The sequence below is a fragment of the Mycobacterium sp. IDUB_9 genome (assembly GCF_055419505.1).
Genome location: NZ_JBVAXU010000004.1, coordinates 60,945 through 79,580, shown reverse-complemented (window position 1 = coordinate 79,580; position 18,636 = coordinate 60,945). Strand labels below are relative to the sequence as shown.

16 protein-coding genes are annotated in these 18,636 nt (G+C 65.4%); 8 read left to right on the top strand and 8 right to left on the bottom strand.

Going from position 1 to position 18,636, the window contains the following annotated elements; genetic code table 11:
- Positions 1–8 precede the first annotated feature (8 nt).
- Positions 9–1,022 (top strand): alpha/beta hydrolase, encoded by a 1,014-nt coding sequence (locus ACZY08_RS18435; RefSeq protein WP_463746072.1) that lies wholly within the window; start codon positions 9–11, stop codon positions 1,020–1,022.
- A 309-nt stretch (positions 1,023–1,331) separates the two neighbouring features.
- The gene (locus ACZY08_RS18430; protein WP_463746071.1) at positions 1,332–2,192 is read left to right on the top strand and encodes a hypothetical protein; all 861 of its coding nucleotides are present in this window, start codon (positions 1,332–1,334) and stop codon (positions 2,190–2,192) included.
- A gap of 149 nt (positions 2,193–2,341) precedes the next feature.
- Here the strand turns inward: ACZY08_RS18430 and purH are convergent, their stop codons facing one another.
- From purH to sfnG, 5 genes are all read right to left on the bottom strand, one after another.
- Positions 2,342–3,904 (bottom strand): bifunctional phosphoribosylaminoimidazolecarboxamide formyltransferase/IMP cyclohydrolase, encoded by a 1,563-nt coding sequence (purH, locus tag ACZY08_RS18425; protein WP_463746070.1) that lies wholly within the window; start codon positions 3,902–3,904, stop codon positions 2,342–2,344.
- The gene (purN, locus tag ACZY08_RS18420) at positions 3,901–4,530 is read right to left on the bottom strand and encodes a phosphoribosylglycinamide formyltransferase (RefSeq protein ID WP_463746069.1); all 630 of its coding nucleotides are present in this window, start codon (positions 4,528–4,530) and stop codon (positions 3,901–3,903) included. Before purN ends, purH begins: the two co-directional genes overlap by 4 nt.
- 10 nt (positions 4,531–4,540) lie before the next feature.
- Entirely contained in the window at positions 4,541–6,082 is a 1,542-nt protein-coding gene (locus ACZY08_RS18415) for a cell division protein PerM (RefSeq protein ID WP_463746068.1), read from the bottom strand.
- Between the two features lie 60 nt (positions 6,083–6,142).
- Positions 6,143–6,979, bottom strand: coding sequence for a DUF5336 domain-containing protein (locus ACZY08_RS18410; protein ID WP_463746067.1), 837 nt, complete (start codon positions 6,977–6,979; stop codon positions 6,143–6,145).
- Between the two features lie 134 nt (positions 6,980–7,113).
- Entirely contained in the window at positions 7,114–8,247 is a 1,134-nt protein-coding gene (gene sfnG / locus ACZY08_RS18405; protein WP_463746066.1) for a dimethylsulfone monooxygenase SfnG, read from the bottom strand.
- 130 nt (positions 8,248–8,377) lie between these two features.
- Between sfnG and ACZY08_RS18400 the strand changes: the two genes are divergently transcribed.
- Positions 8,378–9,226, top strand: coding sequence for an LLM class F420-dependent oxidoreductase (locus ACZY08_RS18400; RefSeq protein WP_463746065.1), 849 nt, complete (start codon positions 8,378–8,380; stop codon positions 9,224–9,226).
- 80 nt (positions 9,227–9,306) lie between these two features.
- Here the strand turns inward: ACZY08_RS18400 and ACZY08_RS18395 are convergent, their stop codons facing one another.
- Entirely contained in the window at positions 9,307–10,833 is a 1,527-nt protein-coding gene (locus ACZY08_RS18395) for an acetyl-CoA acetyltransferase (RefSeq protein WP_463746064.1), read from the bottom strand.
- A 201-nt stretch (positions 10,834–11,034) separates the two neighbouring features.
- On the opposite strand from ACZY08_RS18395, the gene ACZY08_RS18390 reads away from it, so the two are divergent.
- The 3 genes from ACZY08_RS18390 to ACZY08_RS18380 all read left to right on the top strand — a co-directional run bounded on the left by ACZY08_RS18390 (position 11,035) and on the right by ACZY08_RS18380 (position 14,428).
- On the top strand, positions 11,035–11,619 hold the full coding sequence (locus tag ACZY08_RS18390; protein ID WP_463746063.1) for a hypothetical protein: 585 nt from the start codon (positions 11,035–11,037) through the stop codon (positions 11,617–11,619).
- A gap of 283 nt (positions 11,620–11,902) precedes the next feature.
- A complete protein-coding gene (locus ACZY08_RS18385) occupies positions 11,903–12,517 on the top strand; it encodes a TetR/AcrR family transcriptional regulator (RefSeq protein WP_463746557.1) in 615 nt (204 codons plus the stop codon).
- A 42-nt stretch (positions 12,518–12,559) separates the two neighbouring features.
- The gene (locus ACZY08_RS18380) at positions 12,560–14,428 is read left to right on the top strand and encodes a S9 family peptidase (RefSeq protein ID WP_463746062.1); all 1,869 of its coding nucleotides are present in this window, start codon (positions 12,560–12,562) and stop codon (positions 14,426–14,428) included.
- A 91-nt stretch (positions 14,429–14,519) separates the two neighbouring features.
- Here ACZY08_RS18380 and sucD read toward each other — a convergent pair whose 3' ends face one another.
- Together sucD and sucC are read right to left on the bottom strand one after the other, a co-directional pair.
- The gene (gene sucD, locus ACZY08_RS18375; RefSeq protein ID WP_463746061.1) at positions 14,520–15,422 is read right to left on the bottom strand and encodes a succinate--CoA ligase subunit alpha; all 903 of its coding nucleotides are present in this window, start codon (positions 15,420–15,422) and stop codon (positions 14,520–14,522) included.
- Between the two features lie 17 nt (positions 15,423–15,439).
- The gene (gene sucC, locus ACZY08_RS18370; RefSeq protein WP_463746060.1) at positions 15,440–16,603 is read right to left on the bottom strand and encodes an ADP-forming succinate--CoA ligase subunit beta; all 1,164 of its coding nucleotides are present in this window, start codon (positions 16,601–16,603) and stop codon (positions 15,440–15,442) included.
- Between the two features lie 282 nt (positions 16,604–16,885).
- Between sucC and ACZY08_RS18365 the strand changes: the two genes are divergently transcribed.
- On the top strand, positions 16,886–17,974 hold the full coding sequence (locus ACZY08_RS18365) for a M23 family metallopeptidase (protein ID WP_463746059.1): 1,089 nt from the start codon (positions 16,886–16,888) through the stop codon (positions 17,972–17,974).
- Entirely contained in the window at positions 17,975–18,613 is a 639-nt protein-coding gene (locus ACZY08_RS18360) for a hypothetical protein (RefSeq protein WP_463746058.1), read from the top strand.
- Positions 18,614–18,636: the final 23 nt, after the last annotated feature.

The following is an 18,636-nucleotide window of genomic DNA, read 5'->3' as shown; positions in this document are numbered from 1 at the left end:
TGGGTATCGTGAATTCGCTCGATTGGCGTAGCCGGCCGGCCACCGTGCACTTCGGCCCCGCATCCCTGCAGTCCAGAGCACTAGGCTGGACCACCGCGATCTTCGTCCGTCCATTGCTGGGTCTGCTGACCCTGATCGGAATGGGCATCAACCGCGTCGCCCCTGCACTGCTGCAGCGCGCACATCTCGACGTCATCGACCGGCCCCTGCGGTTCATCAAGCCGCTGCCCGGCACCGAGGTGACACCAGTGGCGCTGCCGAACTGCCCGGCCGAATGGGTGACCGCCCCCGAAGCCCGCGACTCCGATCGGGTGATCGTCTATCTGCACGGCTCGGCACTGGTGACCCTCGGCCTGAACTCGCACCGCCGCTTCGTGTCGAAGCTGTCCGCCGCTACCGGGGCACGTGTCCTCAACATCGGCTACCGGCTGGCCCCACAGGCCGACTTCGAGGCCGCGGTGACCGACGGGCTTGACGGCTACCGCCTGGCGCTGTCGCTCGGGTTCACGCCCGATCGGATTGTCCTGGCCGGTGATTCGGCCGGCGGGCTGTTCGCCGCAGACACCGCGATCGCCGCACGCGATGCCGGGCTGCCGGTGCCCGCCGGACAGGTGTTGCTCTCACCGCTCACCTCGTCCGACATGGATCTGAAATACCGTGCACTGCAAGAACATCGCGATGTGATGTTCCCGTTCATGACGGTGAAGTTCATCTACGACGTCTTCGCCACGGTCAACGGCACCCGCCCTACACCGGTGATGCCACCCGAAGCAGACCTGCACGGGCTCGGCCCGTTCCTGCTGCAGGTCGGCACCCACGAGATGCTGCTCAACGACACGTTCGTGCTGGCCGACAAGCTTCAGGCCAGCGGTGTTCCGGTGTGGGTTCAGGTGTGGGACAGGGCAATGCACATGTTCCAGCTCAGCTTCGACATCAACCCCGATGCCCGTCACGCGGTCGAGGAGATCACGTCGTTCATCACGTACGCGACCGCCGAGGCCGAGGATGAGGTGAGCGCTTAGGGGCTCTGCGGGTGTGCGGTGGGCGCGCCTGCACCTCTGCGGTGGGCTCGCCTGCGCCTCTGCGCCGTTTTCTACCCCTGGGCTGTTGATCGCGTGGTTTAGCGACCCCTGGGTGGAAAACGGTGAGCCGCCGCGGCCGGCATGCTCGCCGCTTTCCACGTGGGGGCTGTGACGGCCGCACCGTAACGACCCTGGGGTAGAAAACGTCGTCGCGCCGCTTGATCCACAGCGCATGGTTCATCCCCAATCCCAGCAGGGGTACACGTGAGCGCCGTCAATCCGTCAGTCGCGATGCTGATCGTCGGGTCCATGAGCATCCCAATCATCGGACCAGAAGCGCTCGCAGCGGGAAGCCTCACCCGGGGCCAACTGCGATGGCGATACGCCTCGGCGCATCCACGCGTCTACCTCGTGAGGGAGGCCGTCCGAACCATGCAGGCCAACACCATGGCCGCGTGGCTGTGGACTGGTCGTCGCGGGATCATCGCCGGCCGAGCCGCCGCAGCTCTGCACGGCGCACAGTGGATCGACGACGATGCGCCGGTGGAACTGATCACCGAGCACGGGCGTCGTCGGCCCGGCATCATCGTGCGCGAGGAACGCATCAGGCCCGACGAGATTTGCCGGATCGGCGATTTCGCTGTCACCTCGCCGCTGCGGACAGCACTCGATCTGGCGCGTTTCCTTCCCCGCGACGAGGCGGTGGCACATCTGGATGCGCTGGCCATCGCGACGGGTATCGAAGCCGGACAGGTGCTCGAACTGGCTGCTCGGTATCGCGGGCTCCGTGGAATCCGGAGTGCTCGAACAGCACTCGACCTGATGGATCCGGGCGGGCAATCTCCGAAGGAGACGTGGCTGCGGCTGCTTCTCATCGATGCAGGTTTCCGACGCCCGCGCACGCAGATCCGGGTGAGCGACGGTTTCAACGAGGCGTTCATCGACATGGGTTACGACGACGTCAAGGTGGGCCTGGACTACGAAGGGAAACACCACGCCACGGATCGGCCGCGCTATGTGCACGACATCGGCCGCAACGAGCTCATCGAACGCGAGGGCTGGATTGACATCCGCGTCGTCGCCGAACACAGCAGGGCATTCATCCTGCACCGGGTCCGTGAGGCATTTGCCCGGCGTGGTGCTTCACCGTTTTCCACCTCTGGGTCGTGATCGTGAACTCGCCACAACCCAGGCGTGGAAAGCGACGCGGGCACACTCGGCAATGGTGCGCCGTTTTCTACCTGGGGGTCGCCAACCCACGCGATCCACAGCCCAGGTGTAGAAAACGGCGAACCAAAGCGAAGAAACGGCACCGCCGACTAGTGCGCGAAATGCCTTGCGCCGGTGAGGTACAGCGTGATGCCCGCGGCCTCGGCGGCTGCGGTCACCTCGGCGTCACGCACCGACCCGCCCGGGTGCACGATGGCCTTGACGCCGGCGTTCGTCAGCGTCTCCAAGCCGTCGGGGAACGGGAAGAACGCATCGGAGGCACCGACCGAACCGGGCACGCGGTCGCCGGCACGCTGCACGGCCAGCCCCGCCGCATCGACGCGATTCACCTGTCCCATACCGACACCCACGGTGGCGCCGTCCTTGGCGACCACGATCGCGTTGGACTTCACCGCGCGGCAGGCCCGCCAGGCGAACACCAGATCGCTCAGGGTCTGCGGGTCGGCCGGCTCACCGGTGGCCAGCGTCCAGTTGGCCGGATCGTCGCCCTCGGCGTCGAGCGCATCGCGCTGCTGCAGCAGCACCCCGCCACTGATCTGGCGCAACTCGATACCACCGATCAGCGGCTCGGACGCCACCAGGATCCGGATGTTCTTCTTGCGCGCCAGGATTTCCACCGCCCCGGCCTCGTATGCCGGGGCGATGATGACCTCAGTGAAGATGTCGGCGACCGTCTCGGCCATCTCGACACTGACCTCGGTGTTGGAGGCGATCACGCCACCGAACGCGCTCAGCGGATCGCACTCGTGGGCCTTGCGGTGCGCGTCGGCCACCGACTCCGAGGAGATCGCGATGCCACACGGGTTGGCGTGCTTGATGATCGCCACGCAGATCTCTTCGTGGTCGAACGCCGCCCGCCACGCCGCGTCGGCGTCGGTGTAGTTGTTGTAGGACATCTCCTTGCCGTGCAACTGCTCGGCCTGAGCCAGCCCCGGCCACGCGGAGTCGTCGCGGTACACCGCAGCCTGCTGATGCGGGTTCTCGCCGTAGCGCAGCACCGCATTGCGCTGCCAGGTGCCGGCGAACCAGGCCGGCAGCGGCTGCTTGGGCTCTTCGGGCGCCAGGGTGGAACCCATCCAGCTCGCGACCGCCACGTCGTACTCGGCCGTATGCCGGAACGCCAACGACGCCAGCTTCTTCCGCTCATCGAGGGTGAATCCACCGGCCCGGACCGCGGCCAGCACACCGTCATAGCCCAGCGGATCCACCACCACGGCCACACTCGGATGGTTCTTGGCGGCCGCACGCACCATCGACGGCCCGCCGATATCGATCTGCTCGACACACTCGTCCACCGATGCGCCGGACTCCACAGTCTCGGAGAACGGGTAGAGGTTCACCACCACGAGTTCGAACGCCTCGACGTTGAGTTCCTGCAGCGCCGCAACATGTTCGGGCTTGCGGGTATCGGCCAGCAGGCCGGCATGGACGCGCGGGTGCAAGGTCTTCACCCGACCGTCGAGCACCTCGGGGAAACCCGTCACCTCTTCCACCGGCGTAACCGGAACACCGGCGGCAGCAATGGTTTTGGCGGTCGACCCAGTGGAGACGATGGCCACGCCCGCCTCGTGCAGACCGCGGGCCAGATCAGCCAGGCCGGTCTTGTCATAGACACTGATCAGCGCTCGCCGGATCGGTTTCTTCTCGCTCACCCTATGGTCGCCTTTCGTCCAGTCCAGGTCACGCCGCGGATTGCCAGCGCGGCCAACACATCCACGAGCAGTCGACGTTCGACCACCTTGATGCGCTCATGCAAAGTCTCTTCAGTGTCATCATCGAGCACCTCGACGGCCTGCTGGGCCAGAATCGGCCCGGTATCCATCCCGGAGTCCACGAGATGCACCGTGCAGCCCGTCACCCGCACCCCGTACGCCAGCGCCTCGGGCACCGCATGCGCGCCGGGAAAAGCGGGCAGTAACGCCGGATGCGTGTTGACGACGCGACCGGGGAAACAGGAAAGGAACTGGCCGCCGAGAATTTTCATGAACCCGGCCGAGACCACCAGGTCGGGTTGGTGTTCGGCAGTGGCCGCGGTGAGCGCGGCATCCCAGGCGTCGCGGTCCGGGTAGTCGCCCAGCCGGACGGTGTAGGACGGCAATCCTGCCCCTGCCGCGATGTCCATCGCGGCACACTTCCGGTCGGTTCCGACCGCGACAACTCGCGCCGGGTAGTCGTCGGCGGCGGCGGCCAGTAGCGAGGCGAGCAACGACCCGGTCCCCGAAGCCAGCACTACCAGCCGTGCCGGTGCACTCGGAGGCACTTGTAGCGGTTGCTGCACGCGCAGCAGCCTAGTCGCCCGCGCGGCGCGGCTGATCGCCGGTCGCTGGGTCGCCGGGGATGTCGTCGACGATGAAGTGGTCCTCGGGATCGTCATCGAGGTCTTCATGGTGCCGGGGGCGAGGTTCGTAGACGGTTTCCTGCACTTCTTCGTATTCGACGTACCTGTCGACGTACTCGACGGGCTCGACGGGCTCGTCGACCGCCGGCTCCTCGGCTGCGGGCTCCTCGGCTGCGGGCTCCTCGGCCGACCAGGACACCAGAGGTTCGTCGGGTTCGAGCTCGGGCTCGGCGTCTGGTTCGTCGTACTCGATGTCGCCCTCGTCGACGGGCACGTCGTCAACCTCTGGCTCGGACTCAACCTCGGGCTCGGGTACGGGTACGGGCTCGGGCCGCGGGGCCACCGGCCGTGGCTTGCGCGTCAGGCCGCCCGACATCGCCACCGTCAGCCCGCCGATCCCGACGAACCACAGGAACACCGCGGGCGCAAACGTCGCCTGGTCCACCCCGACGGAACCGAAATTGCCCAGCCGTCCGCCACCGGCGAACCCGGCCAGTGCCATCGTCACCGCGGCCAGCGTCGAGGCCACCAGCAACTTCCCGGTGGCCGGCCCGATCGGAAGCGGGCGTCGTGCACACTGCTGACCCACCGCCACTGCCGAGGCCGCCCCCACGATCAGGAGTGCCACCCAGATCGGGCCCAGCGGCGGAGTGGGTACTGCGGCGAGAACCGGCACGGCGGGGATGTCGCCGCCGAACACGGTGAACGAACTGAACGCGGCCAACCCGACATGGGCACTGGATCCGACCGCGATGGCCGAGGCGCCCACGATCACGTTGGGGATATAGAGGATCGACAACAGAGTCAAGCTGAGCTGGCCGAACAGACTGTCGGTTATCGCGAACAGATCGTGCATCGTGCCCCAATGCACCACCAGGGACACGGCCGTCACCGCACCGGAAAGCCCGAACAGCGCGAGCACACCGGCGGTGGCGGCCCGAAAAGCGTCTGGCAGCCAATCCGGCAATGGCGTGGCGGCCCGTGACGTGGTCAGCATTCGCCGGCCCACCTTGGAACCGACGCCGATCAGTGCCCCGATCACATGCACGACCAGCACGCTGCAGAACGCACGCAGTGCACTGGGGGTCTGCAGTTCGCTGATCACCGAGGCTGCGTCGTGAATGACGGCCAACAGGACGGCTGCGATCAGGATGGGTCCGCCGAGCGCCGAGGCGACGACCCAGCGCGTGACGAACCAGGAAGAATTCGGGGCGGTGGCCGCGGCTGTCGTGCGGGCGGTGCCCCAGATCATCGCCATCACCGGCAGCAGCGGCATCACGCCCAGCTCGCGGCCGCCGATCGATACCGGCACCTGGTGCACGCCCAGCCACATGCTGGCGATCGCACCGAACGCGCCCGTCATGTCGCTGTTGGCGATCAGCAGTTGCAACAACACAACCGCCGCGATGATCACCAGTGCGACGGCGGACGGCCCGAACGCGACCCGGAGCAACTCACGTGCCTGGCGGGTGCCGACTGGCCGGTTACTCACTTGGTGGGCTGCTCCTCGCAATGATCGGCGCGTGCGCGGGAAGCGCACGCGCCGATCAGCTTACGACGGCGCAGGGCCAGATTGCTGTGAAGGCGGCTGCTGTGCCGGGCCGGCAGAGGGCGCCGAAGAGCCCGACTGCTGCGGCTGGCCATAGGTGGGGTAGCCGGTCGGAGGCGTCGGCGGGCCGCTCGGCTGCTGACCCTGCGGGGGCTGAACCGGGAAACCACCGGTGTTCTGCCCACCGGAGTAGCCGCCGTACTGCGACGGGTAGCCGGGCTGCTGCGGCTGAGCCTGCTGGTAGGACTGGCCACCGTGCTGCGGCTGGTGCTGCTGACCGTAGTACTGCGACGGGCCACCGTACTGGCCGTACTGCGGCTGCTGATCGAACTGCGGCTTGGGGGCCGGAGGCGTGATGATTCCCGCTTCGAACAGCAGCGCTGCGATCGCGGCGCCGGCCTGGATCAGGGTGAGGACCAGCATGGCGTACAGCGCCCAATCCGATTCGCCACCAGGCGCGGCCAGCACGACCGGGATCGAGAGCAGGAACGCGACGGTGGACAGCACAACAGCCGCGGTGACGCGGGTCTTCTGCTTGGGCAGCACGCTCACTCCGGCCACGAGCGCGCCGGCCAACGCCAGCGGTACGACCCAGGTGCCGACCACGATCGTGATGTCGAGGGCAAAGCTGACGAAGTAGGTGAGCAGACCGGCAACGGCCACCACGGCCAGCAGGATCTCGGGCAGCTTGTTCTCGCCGGGCGCCGCAGCGGCCGAGCCGGCCGACGGGGCTGACGGAGCCGGAGCGGGAACCGCCTTGGCGAACTGCTGGGTCGCATCGAACTGCGAACCCGATTGCGGGGCCGGCGGGTATCCGGGATTACTGGGCGGGTAGGTCATGACCTCTCCTGTGCTATCGAGCTTCGCGACGTGTGTTCACGCAGGCATGAATACCGACCACGTGAGCGATTCGAGCTTCCACGCTAGCGCACCCGGCCGGGAGCCGGGCGCGCGTGCGTGGTGTCAGAGCGGTCTCAAGCCGATACCAGGACCGGTGTGTCGGCGGAATCTGTTTCGGCTGCCTCGATTTCGCGGACCAGCGGCAGCACGTTGGCGCCGAAATACTCGATTTCCTCTTGGAAATGCAGGAATCCGCCGAGGATCAGATCCACGCCACGTTTGCGGTAGTCGGCGATGCGTTCGGCGATCTGCTCGGGTGTGCCGATCAACCCGGTGCGGAAGCCGTCGTTGTACTGGACCAGATCCTCGAAACTGGAATCGGCCCACATGCCCTTCTTGTCCCCGGTGGAGTTGCCGGCCTGCTGCACCGCGCTACGGAAGCCTTCGACGGCCGGCTTGTTGGCCTTCGCGACGATCTCCCTGAGTGTGTCCTTTGCCTCTTTTTCTGTGTCCCGGGCGATGATGAAGCCGTTCAGCCCGACCTTCACCTCACGGCCTGCGCCACGAGCATGGTCGCGTACCTCGACAAGCTGTTCGGTGAGGCCGTCGAAGTCTTTGCCGTTGGAGAAGTACCAGTCCGCGTAGAGGCCGCCGTTGCGCCGGGCCGCGGTGGAGTTGCCGCCCTGGAACAACTCGGGGTTGGGACGCTCGGGAGTGTTGAGCGGCTTGGGTTTGAGCGTGAAATCGTGGATGCGGTAGAAGTCGCCGCGGAATTCCACAGGGTCGTCGTTCGTCCAAATAGCGCGGAGTACCTGGAGAAATTCTGCGCTTCGCCGATAGCGCTCGTCGTGCTCGAGCCACGGCTCGCCCAGATGGGTGAACTCGTCTTTGAACCAGCCCGAGACGACGTTGACGGCGAAGCGGCCATTGCTGAGATGGTCGGCGGTGGCGCCCAGCTTGGCCAGCACCGCCGGTTGCCACAGCCCCGGATGGACAGCGGCGATCACTTTGAGCCTCTGCGTCGCCAGCAACAGGGCGAGACTGAAGCTGGTGGACTCGTGCTGGTACTCCGCGCCGTAGCTGGCCTCATAGCGAACCTGCGACAGGGCGTACTCGAAGCCATTGTTCTCCGCGGTCTGCGCGAGCTTCTTGTTGTATTCGAAGTTCCAGTCGGTGCGCTGCTCGATATCGCTGGTGACCAGGCCGCCGCTGACATTAGGCACCCAGTAGGCGAATTTGACGTGGTCGGCGATGCGTTCAGTCGTCATGCGGGGAATCCCAGCAAACCCAGAGGCGGGCGTCGCGGGTATCGCTCGCGATGAAGTTTTCTTCGGTCCGACCCACCTAACGAGACGGACCGTCTTGCTACTAGGACTGAAACACGTTCTAATTCTGGTCATGGACTACGGGCTTGTTCTCTTCACCAGTGACCGCGGCATCGCCCCGGCCAAGGCCGCCAAACTCGCCGACGATCACGGCTTCACGACGTTCTACGTCCCCGAGCACACCCACATCCCGATCAAGCGCGAGGCCGCCCACCCCACCACGGGTGACGAGTCTCTGCCCGACGACCGCTATATGCGCACCCTCGATCCGTGGGTGTCGCTGGGCACCGCGTGCGCAGTGACCTCGCGGGTGCGGCTGTCGACGGCCGTCGCCCTGCCCGTCGAGCATGACCCGATCACCCTGGCCAAATCCATCGCCACCCTGGATCACCTGTCCGGCGGGCGGGTGAGCCTCGGCGTCGGATTCGGTTGGAACACCGACGAACTCGCCGATCACAAGGTTCCCCCAGGCCGCCGTCGCACCATGCTGCGCGAGTACCTGGAAGCCATGCGGGCGCTGTGGACCGAGGAAGAAGCCTCGTACGACGGCGAATTCGTGAATTTCGGGCCGTCCTGGGCTTGGCCCAAGCCCGTGCAGCCGCACATCCCGATTCTGGTGGGCGCGGCCGGCAACGAGAAGAACTTCAAGTGGATCGCCAAGTCGGCCGACGGCTGGATCACCACGCCTCGCGACTTCAACATCGACGAGCCGGTCAAGCTGTTGCAGGACACCTGGGCCGCCGCGGGGCGCGACGGTGCCCCGCAGATCGTGGCGCTGGACTTCAAGCCGGACCCTGAGAAGCTCGCGCACTGGCGCGAACTGGGCGTCACCGAGGTGCTGTTCGGGCTGCCCGACAAGTCCGAGGCCGAGGTGTCGGCCTATGTGGAGCGGCTCGCCGGCAAGCTGGCTTCGCTCGTCTAGTCCTTCGCGCGAGCAGGCGCAAAACTGCCCTTTTTCCATGGAAATTGGGCAGTTTTGCGTCTGCTCGGCAGGAGCCTGGGCTACGCCAGCGTGGCGGTGTTCCGCTTCTCGCTTGATTTCACGACGATCGACGCGCCCAGTGGCTCACCGTCGGTCAGCAACGCCACCAGAGCCTCGTCCGTCGTCGTCGCCAAGAAGCGACTGCCGTCGGAGTCCAGGCGCCCGATGATGATGCCGGTGCGCGGTGTCCAGTCATAGCGCACCGTGTAAGTCTCTATTGACGCTGAGCCGTCGGCCTTTTCGGTGATGGCGACACGCTCCTGCGTGTTGAACTCCTCCTGCAGAGCGGCACAGCCGTCGGCCACCCAATCGGCAGGCTCAGTGGAGTAGATGCCGACCGAGTACTTGCTCGCGATCCCGCCGTTGCCACCGACAAGGGCGAATCGCCCCGGCTTGTCACGCATTTCACTGACAGCCTCGGCAATGCCGTGCATGGAGTAGTTGTTGCCCGGGCCACCGAAGAAGGGCAGGCCGCCCGTGAGCGTCAGGCCCCGCTCGTCGTCGGGCGCCAAACCGGTGCCGTCGCAGATGTTGAACACCGGGAACGGGAAGCAGCTGTACAGATCAAAGGCCGCGATGTCGTCAAGGCTGATGCCGGCGATCCGCAGCGCCTCGTTCACCGCGATCACCGCAGCATCGCTGTAACCGAGTTCGGTGCGCTCGAGCAGCTTGATTTCCTTCATGTCGGCATGCCCGCGCAGGTACACCCACTTCTCCTCGGGCACACCGAGTTTCCGTGCGGCCTCCACTGACATCAGCAACACCGCAGCGCCCTGGTTGACCTGATCGCGAGCCACCATCATGCGCGGGTACGGGTCACAGATCATCCGGTTGCTCTCGGTGACGGTGGCCAGCTCCTCCACCGAGCGCTCCACCGGAGACGACGAATATGGGTTCTTGGCAGCCACTTTCGAGAAGGGTGCGAACAGCTCGGCCATCGCCTGCCGATAGTCGGCCACCGACAGTCCGAGCCGGGCCCGTCGCGCATTCTCCAGGAGGCCGTACTGCACCGGGGCGCCGATCAGCCCATGCTTGACCGTGTACTCGTCGAAGATGCCGTCGTAACCGAAGCCGCGGTCGTCCAACTGACCGTCGACGGTCTCGGAGTGGTCCGGCTTGTCGTCGCGCTTGGAGAAGTGACGCAGCGTGGAGGTGTTCTCCGAGCCGAACAGCATCACCACGTCTGCCTCGCCTGCGGCGATGGCAGCAGAGAATTCGGTGACCAGATGCTGCGGGCTCTGGCCGCCGATCACCTCGAGGATGGCGCGGGCCGGCTCAGCACCGACGTTGCGTGCCACCGAGCGCGGATAGTTGTTGGAGATGCCCAGGGATGGCGTCTGCGGGCCGGAGATCTCGAACTGCCGAGTACCCGCCACGGTGTCGATTGACTGCGCCACGGCAGCAGCGTCAGCCCCGCAATCGTGCAAGGCCGCCTTGGCAGCCTCGGTGGCCAGCTCGACCGAGGACATACCGCGGTAGCCATCCAGATCGATGCGCTCGGTGAACTGTCCGACGCCGACGATGACGGGGGTGCGCGGATCGACCATGACAATCTCCTTGACGGGTGTTAATTCGCGAGGCTAACCGATTCATGTTTGGAGAGTGAAATCGGTGCCCATCTGCCCTTATCAGGGGCATTAGGGTGGACGGGTGACGCCGCCGTTGAGGGTCGATGCCGCAGCGCCGAAAGGGGCTGCCCGAGAGCCGGCCGCGTTCAGCGTGCAGCCCTCTGGCAGGTGGACGTTCTGATGCGCGTTGCCTCGGCGATCGCCGCTGCGGCGCTGATGGCCACGTCACTCTGCGGATGCACGTCAACACTTGAGGGCCAGGCGGTTTCGGGCCCAGCTGCGTATCCGTCTCCCCCGCCCGGCACCTTTCCCGATCTCGCGGTGTTCAAAGTGGCCGACCTCGCCGCATACACAAGCACCAACTGGCACCGCGACACCCTCGTCTCGTTCACAGCAAAAGACGTGACTTGCCTGGCCAACGTGTACGGCCAGACGACAGGGGCCGACGGGCTGGGGATGATCGACTGCCGCGCCTCACGCCTGCCCGGTTTCCCGAAGGATGCCGGCAGGCAAGGCCTTCCCGGACAGGCGCCGGCCTGGGAGACCGTCATGCAATCCGTGAGCCAAACCTCGGATGGTCGCTTCGAGTTCACGTATGCGGGCGGCGGACAGTGGAGCACGGACCACCAACTCCGAGAACTGCCCACAGGACACAAGCTCGTGGTCAACGATTCCGGCTGCGCGGCCGGCGACGACTTCGTGGCCTGTTACACGGCCTACCGCCATGGCTTCGTGATCTCACCGCGCGGGAGCTGGGCTTTCTAGCCGTCTCGCGTCACCGCTTTCTGCACCTGGGTCGTTGGCCGCGAGGTAGAGCGACCCTGGTGTGGAAAACCGCGCGCCCGAAACCCGTCTTCACCGGGAAGCCGCCACCGCTTTCCACACCTGGGTCGTTGAAGGCGTGCGGAACAACCCTGGTGTGGAAACCGGAGCCGGCGGGAGACCAGCCAACCAGCCAAACCGGCGCTCACCAGCACACCTTGACGTCTCTGTCACTTAGTGACAAAGTGGAGCTGTCACTAAGTGACAAGTTCTGGAGGTGAGAGCAATCGGCGAGAAGCAGGATCAGGCGCGTCTCGCCGTGTCGCGACATGCCTGCAAGTTGTTCTGGGAACGCGGCGTCACCGGCACCAGCGGTGACGAGATCGCCGCGGCGGCAGGGCTTTCGACGCGCACGATCTGGCGCTACTTCCGCGCGAAGGAAAGTTGTGTCGAACCGGTGCTGGCCAAATCCGCGGACCGGTTCATCGACATTCTCAACCGCTGGCCACACGATCTCTCGTTGGCCGAACATCTTGCCGCCGACGGAATTTCGCATCCAATGACGCCGCAGGACGTCGAGGATGAGATCAGCGCGATGCGAATCGCGACCATGACCTCGTCTGAACCCGCCCTTCGGACGGCCTATCTGATGGTTCACGACCGGATGGAGCAGGGCTTCATCCCGGTGATCGCCGAGCGCCTGGGTCTGCCGGAAACAGATCTCACCGTCCGGTTGTGCGCCGCGGCCGTCACCGGTGCGTTCCGCGTCGTCGACGAAGACGTCAGCATCGCAGTGATCGTCGAAGGCAAGAAAGTCACCGAAGAGCAGGCGCTGTCGCTCATCGATCGAGCAATCCGCGACGCGACCAACGGGCGTCTCGGCGGACCCGTCGTTCCCTGAACAACCCCGAAAGAGCTTGTCCACAAACAACAAAGGAGCGTCATGGCGTTGCCTGAACTCATCTCGGTAGAGGATTTCTTCAGCCCGCCCGAGCGCGCAGGAGCCAAGATCTCGCCCGACGGAACCAAGATCGCCTACCTGGCGCCGTGGAAGAACCGACTCAACGTGTGGGTTCAGGACCTCGACGGCGATTCCCCGCCTCGGTGCGTGACCGCAGACGAGACCCGCAGCGTGTACATCTACTCCTGGACCGACGATCCCCGGTGGCTGCTCTATATGCAGGACACCGGCGGGGACGAGAACTTCCACGTGTATCGCATCGACCTGGACAACCCCGACGCTGCCGCAGTGGATCTCACACCGTTTCCAGGCGCCAGAGCGAGTTTCGACCTGCCCAAGGGCCGGCCCGGAAAAGCGATCGTGCAGACCAACAACCGCAATCCTCAGCTGGTCGATGCGTACGAACTCGACATCGCCACTGGAGAACTGACCCTGTTGGCGGAAAACCCCGGCAACGTGATCACCTGGCTGTGCGCCCCCAACGGTGATCTGTTCACCAATACGCTGACCGTGGACGGCGATGTCGAGATATCTCAATGGGACTCGGCCACAGCATCATTGCGCTCCATCAAGGTGTACGACGGCACCGATTACCCGTTGGGCATCTACCCGGTCGTCATCTCTCCGGACGGTACGGGCATCTGGCTCGGATCGAACGAGGGCAGTGACCGCGCCCGGCTGGCCCGCCTCGATGTGGTCACCGGCACCGAGACCGAGGTGGACAGCCACCCGACATTCGATCTCGGCAATCAGATGGTGTTGCCTTCGCCTTTCATCCTCAGCGAGCGCACGGGAGAACTGATCGGCGCCAGGTATTACGGTGAGCGCCAGGTGATCCATGCCCTGGACCCGAATTTCGGCGCGGTGCTGGAGACTCTCACGAAGCTCTCCGATGGGGACCTCGCCGGCATCTCGTCGGACGATTCCGGTCAGCGGTGGGTCGTCAACTTCACCCACGACCGCGAACCGGGCGTCACCTACTTCTACGACCACGCCACCGGGGAAAGCCGGATGCTGTTCCGGCCATATCCGAATCTGAATTCAGATTCACTCGCACCGATGACCCCGGTGACCATCCCTTCGCGCGACGGGTTGGAACTGCACTCGTACCTGACCCTGCCGGTCGGAATCGAGGCCACCGACCTGCCGATGGTGTTACTGGTGCACGGCGGCCCGTGGTCACGGGACTGCTGGAGCTTTCAACCCGATGCGCAGATGCTGGCCAACCGCGGATATGCGGTGTTGCAGGTCAACTTTCGTGGCTCAACGGGCTACGGCAAGGCTTTCACCAAAGCGGCGATCGGTGAGTTCGCCGGCAAGATGCACGATGACCTGATCGATGCGGTGGACTGGGCGGTCAAGCAGGGCTACGCCGACCGGGACAAGGTGGCGATCTTCGGCGGTTCGTACGGTGGATACGCCGCGCTCGTCGGCGTCACGTTCACCCCGGACGTGTTCGCGGCGGCCATCGATTACGTCGGCATCTCCAGCCTGGCCAATTTCATGCGCACGCTGCCGAATGTGGCGCGTCCGTTCCTGGCCACGAACTGGCATCTATATGTAGGGAACCACAACGATCCGGCGCAGGAAGCCGACATGCTGGCCCGCTCCCCCATCACGCGAGTGGATCAGATCCGCACACCGCTGCTGGTAATCCAGGGCGCCAACGATTCTCGCGTGGTGCAGGCCGAATCCGACAACCTCGTCGAAGCGTTACGCGGCCGCGGCGTCGAGGTCGAGTACATGGTCAAGGCCGACGAGGGACACGGATTTCTCAACCCGGACAACCAGATCGACATGTACCACGCTGTCGAGCGGTTCCTGGCCCAGCATCTGGGCGGCCGCGCCTAACTGCCCAGCAGACGCAAATGTCCCCGACACGCCGTGCGTGCGGGGACATTTGCGTCTGCTCGCGCAGAAAAGAGCTCGCGCAGAGAGAGAGCTACAGGTTCGCGAGAAGCTCGCGCGCCTTCGCGGCCGTCTCGGACGGCGTCTTGCCGACCTTCACGCCGGCGGCCTCCAGGGCCTCCTGCTTACCGGCCGCAGTACCCGCGCCGTCGGACACGATGGCGCCGGCGTGGCCCATCGTCTTGCCCTCGGGAGCGGTGAAACCCGCGACGTAGCCGACGACCGGCTTGGTCACGTTGGCCTGGATGTAGGCCGCGGCCTTCTCTTCGGCGTCGCCACCGATCTCACCGATCATCACGATCAGCTTGGTCTCCGGATCCTTCTCGAACGCCTCGATGGCGTCGATGTGGGTGGTACCGATGACCGGGTCGCCGCCGATGCCGATGGCGGTGGAGAAGCCGAGATCGCGCAGCTCGTACATCATCTGGTAGGTCAGGGTGCCGGATTTGGAGACCAGTCCGATCGGGCCCTTGCCGGTGATGTTGTTCGGCGTGATGCCGACCAGCGACTCGCCAGGGGTGATGATGCCGGGGCAGTTCGGCCCGATGATGCGGGTCTTCTCGCCCTTGTCGACGTTATAGGCCCACGCGTAAGCGCTGTCCTGCACCGGGATTCCCTCGGTGATGACAACCAGCAGCGGGATCTCGGCGTCGATGGCCTCGATGATGGCGTCCTTGGAGAACGCCGGCGGCACGAAGGCGATCGACACGTCAGCGCCGGTCTCCTTCATGGCCTCGGCGACCGAGCCGAACACGGGCAACTCGACGTCGTTGCCGTCTTTATCAACGTGCGACACCTTGGTGCCGGCCTTGCGCGCATTCACGCCACCGACGACCTGGGTGCCGGCCTTGAGCATCAGCGCGGTGTGCTTGGTGCCCTCACCACCGGTGATGCCCTGGACGATGACCTTGGAGTTTTTGTTCAGGAAGATAGACATGGGTCATGAATCCTTAATTACTTGTTCGCCAGCTCGGCGGCCTTGTCGGCACCGGCGTCCATGGTCTCGGCCTGGACAACGAGGGGATGGTTGGCCTCGGCGAGAATCCGCCGGCCCTCTTCGACGTTGTTGCCGTCCAGGCGGACGACGAGCGGCTTGTTGGCCTCGTCACCGAGGATCTTCAGTGCCTGCACGATGCCGTTGGCCACCGCGTCACAGGCGGTGATTCCGCCGAACACGTTGACGAACACGCTCTTGACCTGGCTGTCGTTCAGGATGACGTCGAGGCCGTTGGCCATGACCTCAGCCGAAGCGCCACCGCCGATGTCGAGGAAGTTGGCCGGCTTCACGCCGCCGTGCTTCTCCCCCGCGTAGGCGACCACGTCCAGCGTCGACATGACCAGGCCGGCACCGTTACCGATGATGCCCACCTCGCCGTCGAGCTTGACGTAGTTGAGGTCGTTCTCCTTGGCCTTGAGCTCGAGGGGATCGGTGGCGTCCTTGTCCTCGAACTCAGCGTGGCCGGGCTGCCGGAAGTCGGCGTTGGCGTCCAGGGTGACCTTGCCGTCCAGGGCCAGGATCTGGTCGTCGGGCGTGCGCACCAACGGGTTGACCTCAACCAGGGTGGCGTCCTCACCGACGAACACCTCCCACAGTTTCTGGATGGTCACTGCGGCGGCGTCGAGCACTTCGGCGGGCAGGTGACCCTGCTCGGCGATCGACCGGGCGAAGGCCAGGTCGACACCCTTGACCGCGTCGACGGGCACCTTGGCGAGCCGCTCGGGCTTGGTGGCGGCGACCTCCTCGATCTCCATGCCACCCTCAACCGAGCACATGGCCAGGTAAGTGCGGTTGGAACGGTCGAGCAGGAACGAGATGTAGTACTCCTCGGCGATGTCGCTCGCCTCGGCCACCAGCAACTTTTTGACGACGTGACCCTTGATGTCGAGACCCAGGATGTTGGTCGCGTGGGTCAGGGCGTCGTCGGGGGTGGCTGCGTACTTCACGCCGCCGGCCTTACCGCGGCCGCCGACCTTCACCTGCGCCTTGATCATCACGGGCTTGCCGATTTCGGTGGCGATCGCCTTGGCGTCCTCGGCCGAGTCGGTCACGCGGCCCGGGGTCGTGGGGACGTTGTGCTTGGCGAACAGCTCTTTTGCCTGATATTCGAAGAGATCCATGTGCTTCCTAGATAGGCGTTGTCTGTCTGCTTGGCTTCTATTGCGCTTCGAAGCTGCCCGGTCCGCGTACCTCTGACGGGCCCGCTGGCACTTTATCCATCACCGAGTGATGGGTTAGCATCGCCTCCGGCTCATGTGGTAGATCTCACCGCCCGTGAGAGGTGATACGGATCACATTCCGGCGCGGAATAGACCCATAAGTTGCCACCATCATTGGGATTTGGTTAACGTGCCTCTGGTCCAGATAACGTTCAGGTCACGACGAAGAAGGATTCCCGAGTCTTGCCGCAGCATCGTTCGTCCGCAGCTCCCCGTGGAGTGCCGACGGACGCGCGCCGCCACAGGCGCCGGGTTTCTCCCGAAGAACTGGACGCTGCGGAGATCACCGACGTCATCCCGTTCAGCGCCTTCGAAGCGTTCGATGACCACTCGGACCTGGATGATCGCGGATCGCACGACCACGAATCCGACTTGATCTTCGCCCCCGAACTCGACGACATGGACGACACCGACGATCTGGTGCCCGTCCGTCTTGCCGTCCCTTCACGCTTCCGCCCCGAGACCAGCGGTGAGCGCGGCTCCCGTTACGCATACCGGGACAGCCACACCGACGTGAGCGACGGCATCGCCGCCACCGACGTGATCAACCTGTCCGGCCGGCGCGGTGCCCACCGCAAGGAGCACGCCGGGGCCGTCAAGAGCCGCCTGATGATCGCCGCCATGGCCGCGGGTGCCACCGCTGCGGGCGCCTATTCGTTGAGTAACCCCACCGAGACCAACGCTGACGACACGATCCTGGCCTCCGAGGGCAACCACATCGAAGGTGCCTCCGTCACCGGCTCGGTCGACGGCATGCAGATCGTCTCGGTCTCCTCGACCGCCGACACCTCGGTCCACGCCGAAGAGATCACCAAGGCCGCCGCCTTCGCCCAGGAACGCGCCGAACGCGAGGCTCGGCTGTCACGCCCGCTGTTCGTCATGCCCACCAAGGGTTACGTCTGGACCTCGAACTTCGGCTACCGCTGGGGCGTTCTGCACGCAGGCATCGACCTCGCGAGCCCGATCGGTACCCCGATCGTGGCGGTATCCGACGGCGTTGTCATCGCCTCGGGCCCGACGGCGGGCTACGGCGCATGGGTCAAGCTGCGTCACGCCGACGGCACCGTCACGCTCTACGGTCACATCAACACGTGGCTCGTCAGCGTGGGCGACCGGGTGATGGCCGGAGATCAGATCGCCACCGTCGGAAATCGGGGCTACTCCACCGGCCCCCACCTGCACTTCGAGGTTTTACAGAACGGGACCAGCCGCATCGATCCGGTGCCGTGGCTGTCCAAGCGAGGCCTCAGCCTCGGCAGCTATGTTGGCTGAGTGAGCGACGACGGACCAGCCGATCACCCCGACGAAGACGACGACCACACCCGCATCATCCGGCGCCAGCCTCAGGCCCCGATTTCCAGGCCCGTCCCGGTGCCCGACGAACCGCATACGAGCATCATCCGGCGTCATCCCACCGGCGCCATTCCCACCGCGAGTAGCGCGGAGCCTCAGACGAGCCTGATCGGCCGTGCGGACGACGACGCCAGTACGAGCTATGTGCCCCGCGCCCGGCCGATGATCGTCCCGCACACCCCGGCGGGTGCGAACCCGCGTACGGCCATCGTGGCGGCCACATCGGCCATCCTCAGCGGCTGGGCCACCGGTGTCATCGCGACCGATCTGATCGCCGGCTGGTGGCGCACCGACCGATTGTTCTGTGTGGCCATCGGTTTCCTGGCGGCGATCTCGGCCGCAGCAACCATCGGCGGACTCGTCGCATTGTTGCTGCGGCGCCGGATGGGCCGGCTCCTGGTCGTCGTCGGCGCGGTCATCGGCCTGCTGATCTTCGGCAGCCTGTTCATCGCCGGGGCCAGACTTCACCCCGTCGTCTACGCGATGCCGGCCCTACCCTTGGCCACCATCGTGCTCACCGTGTTGCCCTCGACCGCGCGCTGGAGCGCCCGCCGATAGGTGCACTCACAGCGTTCTTCCAG